The sequence below is a fragment of the Nocardia sp. NPDC049737 genome, assembly GCF_040674755.1.
Lineage (GTDB): Bacteria > Actinomycetota > Actinomycetes > Mycobacteriales > Mycobacteriaceae > Nocardia.
Window position 1 is genome coordinate 1 of the sequence record NZ_JBFANH010000082.1, and the last position, 5,173, is coordinate 5,173.

Here is a 5,173-nt window from a genome sequence, read left to right on the forward strand (position 1 = left end):
GACGAAGCCGGCTCGTCAGGCGGTTCGGTCCGGCGGCCGGCAGCTTCGCACCGAGTTCGTTGAAGCGCTTGGGTCCGAGGAGCAACTCCCGAATGCGACAGCACCTTTCGGCAAGGTTCCCGCCGACCGCGAGCCAGGAAGCTGACCTCGCTCCCCGCGGCGGCGAGTTGAGCGGCGCGGTATCCGCACGGCGTCGCCGTGATCGGCGGTGCAGGTCAAAGGGTGCGTCGTGCCGGGCAGGCCCGCAACGATCAAAGTCGGACTGCACGCCGCTCTACTTGTGTGCGACATGCTGGGGCCCTCGGTGTTGCCCGATTCATCGCCTCACTGACAGTAGCCCAAGCGCACTGGATGTGCTCGCAGCACATCGCGCAGGGCTGGGAAGGCCTTGTTGACCGACACTGGCCGTTTGTAGGTTGGCATCTCATCCCGAAGCGCGACCGAGGAGTTCGACGTTGACCACTGAGCGGGTGGCCCGCCGGGCGAAAGTCAGCCGGGTCACGGGCTACCGCCGCTTCTGGGACCACCACGCTCTGGTGACCGCGAAGATGGCGCGCGAAGGCCGCCGCATTATCGCGCGTGTCACGGAGTCCATGGCCAGTGCCCAGCTCCCCACCGAGCAGATCGTCGAGGCGTTCGCCAGTGCGATCCGCATCGCACGAACCGTCCTCTCCCGCACTCTGCTGGAGTCTGGCGAGTTGATCGCCGCAGGTCTGGCCGACGACGCGGCACTGCTGCGGCTGGGCAGCACGCTGGTCGCCGACGGTGTGCAAGGCGAAGGCCGACTGCACCGCGCGCCACAGATCCCGACCGGGCCGCGAGAGCGTAGTACGCCTGCTCGCCGCATGCGTGCGTACTCCTCCCCGCGCTACGCCATCGACCTGAACACCGACGAATCGACCAGCGACTGCCTGCGCCGCGCCCTGGCTCCGATGATCACCGGCCTACCCACCCGACCCACCGTGACCGCATGCGATGTGCGGACAATCCAGGACTCGACAGAAAGGACACACTGATGATGTCAGCATGCGACGAGTTGTTGCTCAATCCGGTGAAGTACGCCCCGGAGCATTTCGATCCAGAGACGCGGCGGCTGCTGCGCGCGACGATCGACTGGTTCGAACACCGCGGCAAGCAGCGGCTGACCCAGGATTATCACGACAAGGTCTTCTTTGCCGATTTTCTGGAGTTCGTCGACAAGGAGAGCCTGTTCGCGACGTTCCTGACCCCCGCGCGGGACGGCGCCGGCGATCCGGACAAGCGGTGGGACACCGCGCGGGTAGCGGCCCTCTCGGAGATCCTGGGCTTCTACGGTTTCAACTACTGGTATCCGTGGCAGGTCACCGTGCTCGGGTTGGGCCCGGTGTGGCAGAGCGGCAACGACGCGGCCCGCGCCCGGGCGGCGCGCGCCCTTGCCGATGGCGGTGTCGCCGCGTTCGGCCTCTCCGAGAAGGAACATGGCGCCGACATCTACTCCACAGACATGGTCTTGACCCCCGACGGTGCCGGGGGGTACCGCGCAAGCGGGTCGAAGTACTACATCGGCAACGGTAACTGCGCCAGCATCGTGTCGGTGTTCGGGCGCCTGGCCGGAATCGAGGGCCCCGATCAATACGTGTTCTTCTACGCCGACTCCGGGCACCCGAACTTCCACGTGGACAAGAACATCGTCTCGGCGCAGATGTTCGTCGCCGAGTTCACCCTGCACGACTACCCGGTCACCGCGCAGGACATCCTGCACACCGGCCAGGATGCGTTCAACGCGGCGCTGAACACCGTTAACATCGGCAAGTTCAACCTGTGCTTCGGCGGTATCGGCACGGCGACCCACGCGCTGTACGAGACGATCACCCACGCGCACAACCGGATTCTGTACGGGCACCCCGTCACCGACTTCCCGCACGTACGCCGCCAGTTCATCGACGCCTACGCCCGACTCATCGGGATGCGGCTGTTCGCCGACCGCGCGGTGGACTACTTCCGCACCGCGAACCCCGACGATCGCCGGTACCTGCTGTTCAACCCGATCACCAAGATGAAGGTGACCAGCGAGGCGCAGAAGGTGGTCGCGCTGCTATCAGAGATCGTGGCCGCCAAGGGTTTCGAGAAGGACCAGTATCTGCTGCTCGCGAAGATAGACGTTGACGGGCTGCCCAAGCTCGAGGGAACCGTCGCGGTGAACCTGGCGCTGATCGCGAAGTTCATGCCCGCCTACCTGTTCGACCCACAGCCCTACCCGCCAGTGCCCACCCGGCTCGATGCCGCCGACGACGAGTTCCTGTTTCGCCAGGGACCCGCTCGCGGACTGGCGACGGTCCGGTTCCACGACTGGCGCGCGGTATACGCCGCATCGGCCGCTATCCCGAACGTGGCCCGCTTCACTGCACAGGCCGAACACCTGGTCACTTTGCTCAGCGAGGCCGCCCCGAATGCCGCCCAGGAGGGCGATCTCGACTTCGGGCTCGCCCTGACCGAACTGTTCACGCTGGTCGTGTACGGGCAGCTGATCCTGGAACAAGCCGAGATCGTCGGCGTCGACGCCGACCTGGTGGACCAGATTTTCGACGTACTGGTCCGCGACTTCAACGCTGCGGCAGTCGGATTGCACGACAAACCCTCCACAACCGAGGCCCAGCAGCAGCTCATTCTGGCAGCAATCGGCAGACCCGTCGTTGACGCGGAGCGGTTCGACCTCATCTGGCAGCGTGTCGCCGCGCTGTCCGGCGCCTACGAGATGAACCAAGGACCCCACCATGGCTGAGCCCGCGTCTCGCGGCGACGCGCACCCAGCCGAAGGTTATGGCAGACGTCCGAGGAATGACCGGAACCGTGCGAACCAATTGGTACTTTTGCGGCCGGGCTGCAGCGGTACGGATTGATACTCATTTGCAGCAAACCCGCATGTCCTCCGAACCGTTCCGAGTTCGGGGTCGATTTGGGTTACTTGCGCCGAAATCTGCTGGGGCGAAACGAGATTCGATCACCATCACCGAATTAGGAAGAGTCATGGATTTGCAGTCCCGGCCCACTGATCTAGTGTCATGTCAGTTCAGCGGCCTTGATATGTCGAGAGGGAAGGTGGGATACCCCGCCCGCAGCGCCGCGAACCGCGTGACCGGAGGAGTTGATGGTGGATGACGGCAGGGCGGCCGATGCCCACACAGGACGACGTGCTCGGGTACTTCAACACGCTGTCGAACTGGGGACGGTGGGGTAACGACGACGAGCTCGGCACGCTCAACCACATCACCGACGACGTCCGGCTAGCGGCGGTTCGGGCCGTGCGCCACGGCAGGAGCGTGTCGTGCGCATGGGAGGTTGCCGTGCCGGAGGAGATGGAGCGGTCTACCACGACGTGCCCGTGCGCCGCCGACATGCCAGGTGCCGAGAACATGCCGCTGCCCGGATTCCGCAACGACCGGCACTGGGGCTATTCGAACGAACGGCTCGGAATCCTGTTCCACGGCAACACCATTACCCACGTCGACTCGCCGTGCCACATCTTCTGGGACGGCACGATGTACAACGGGCGGTCGCACTCGTTGGTCGACGCCGTAACGGGATCGGCGTGGGCGGCCGTCACGGCGGCGGCGAACGGGATCGTCACGCGTGGTGTCCTGCTGGACATTGCGAAGGTCCGCGATGTGCCGTGGTTGGAACCGGGGCAGGGAGTGTTTCCCGAAGATCTCGAGGAGGCCGAGCGTCTCCAAGGGGTGCGGGTACGAGCCGGCGATGCGGTACTGCTGCGGACCGGCTATGGCCGCGTCCGGCACGAGGCCGGTGCGACCCGCGGTTTCACGCAGGCCGGGTGGCACGCGTCCTGTCTGCCGTGGCTGCATGAACGGGAGGTCGCGCTGATCGGCGCTGACACCCCCCAGGACGTTCAGCCGTCAGGGTATGACGACATGGCGATGCCGGTTCACACCGTGGGTCTCGTCGCGATGGGTCTGTGGCTGCTCGACAACTGCGACCTGGAGGCGTGTGCGACGACGGCCGCCGAGCTCGGCCAGTGGGACTTCCACCTCGCAGTCGCGCCGATCCGCTTCGCCGGTACGTCCGGCAGCCCGGTCAACCCGATCGCCACATTCTGACGGCGGCATCGATGCGCCGACGTGATCGGCGACTTCTTCGGACTCGGTACCCCGCCACGCAGCGATCGGTCTGTGGACTCGCGGAGCCAACAGGCGCGATCAGCGGTGGTGCGCTATCGGCCGATTCGATGATCACTGTCGGTGACTGCCTGCTGGAACTTTTGCTGGTGCTGCACGAACGTGGGCTGTCTTGTCGGAGGATCGCCGCGTACCTCAATGAGAACGGATCGCCACTGCCACTGGTGCGCTCGCGCGCTGGCATAGGGAGTCGGTGTGGAGTCTGCTGCACCCGATAGTGCGCATCGCGACGCGCGGCGCCGGGCTACACCGGCGGCAGACCGGCCTTCGTGCTCGGTGCCGGGGGCGTCGGTCAGGTAGGAGCCACCGCGCTTCAATCCCTGATCGAACTGGCCTGTCCTCGACCACGGGCCTGGCCCTGCACCGAATCACCGTTGCGATGCTTGCCTGGATCGCCGTCGATGACCCGACCGAACAGCGTCGACGCGCTCCAGGACCTCGCGGGCCTGATGGGCGGTCCACGACCGCGAGAGTCCCTACACGGGCGGCGCAGTAGGGCCGTGTAGCGCGTCGAGCGGTCCGAGATCGGTTCTCGTGAGCCATCGTTCGGTCGATGTCCGATAGCGCTCGCGTGGTCCGATCACATCGGAGGAGAGGTGGCCGGATTATGTAATCCGGCCACCCGATGACCTGGGTGCGGAGGTGAAACTCCTCCGCAGGGACACCTCGTATCGGCTTGGACCGGTCCCAGGAGTTGCCCGGCAAGAGTGCGGTCCATCGGTCCCGAATGTCACGGTAGGTGCATGACGTCCGTAGTCGTATGGGCCGGTGTAGATTCGCGCAGAACAGTTTCGATCTACATCGCGACTGACAGTCGGGTGACGTGGGCTCCCGGCACGTCGAGATGGGACCAAGGGCGTAAGACATTCGCGTGCACCAAAGAGCCCTTCATGGACCGTGCGCTATTCGCGTGGCTGCGCTGGGGAACTCTCGCATCTGCGATCGGCGTGGGTTTGTCGAACACGCGGTAGCCGAATCGAGGTCATTGGCGCGGTCAGCTACAG

3 protein-coding genes are annotated in these 5,173 nt (G+C 65.3%); all 3 read left to right on the forward strand.

All coding sequences use genetic code 11. The annotated features are described in order from the left end of the window. Positions 1 to 455 precede the first annotated feature (455 nt). Positions 456 to 1,016 carry a hypothetical protein gene (locus AB0J47_RS42000; RefSeq protein ID WP_364360218.1) on the forward strand — a complete coding sequence of 187 codons (561 nt, stop codon included), beginning with the start codon at positions 456 to 458 and terminating at the stop codon, positions 1,014 to 1,016. Between the two features lie 2 nt (positions 1,017 to 1,018). Further along, the gene (locus AB0J47_RS42005; protein WP_364360224.1) at positions 1,019 to 2,761 is read left to right on the forward strand and encodes an acyl-CoA dehydrogenase; all 1,743 of its coding nucleotides are present in this window, start codon (positions 1,019 to 1,021) and stop codon (positions 2,759 to 2,761) included. 373 nt (positions 2,762 to 3,134) lie between these two features. Beyond that, the gene (locus AB0J47_RS42010) at positions 3,135 to 4,091 is read left to right on the forward strand and encodes a cyclase family protein (RefSeq protein WP_364360221.1); all 957 of its coding nucleotides are present in this window, start codon (positions 3,135 to 3,137) and stop codon (positions 4,089 to 4,091) included. The last annotated feature ends 1,082 nt before the right edge of the window (positions 4,092 to 5,173 follow it).

Coding starts and splice junctions, on each gene's coding strand:
- AB0J47_RS42010 (WP_364360221.1), top strand. CDS start 3,135: ATGACGGCAGGGCGGCCGATGCCCACACAGGACGACGTGCTCGGGTAC.
- AB0J47_RS42005 (WP_364360224.1), top strand. CDS start 1,019: ATGTCAGCATGCGACGAGTTGTTGCTCAATCCGGTGAAGTACGCCCCG.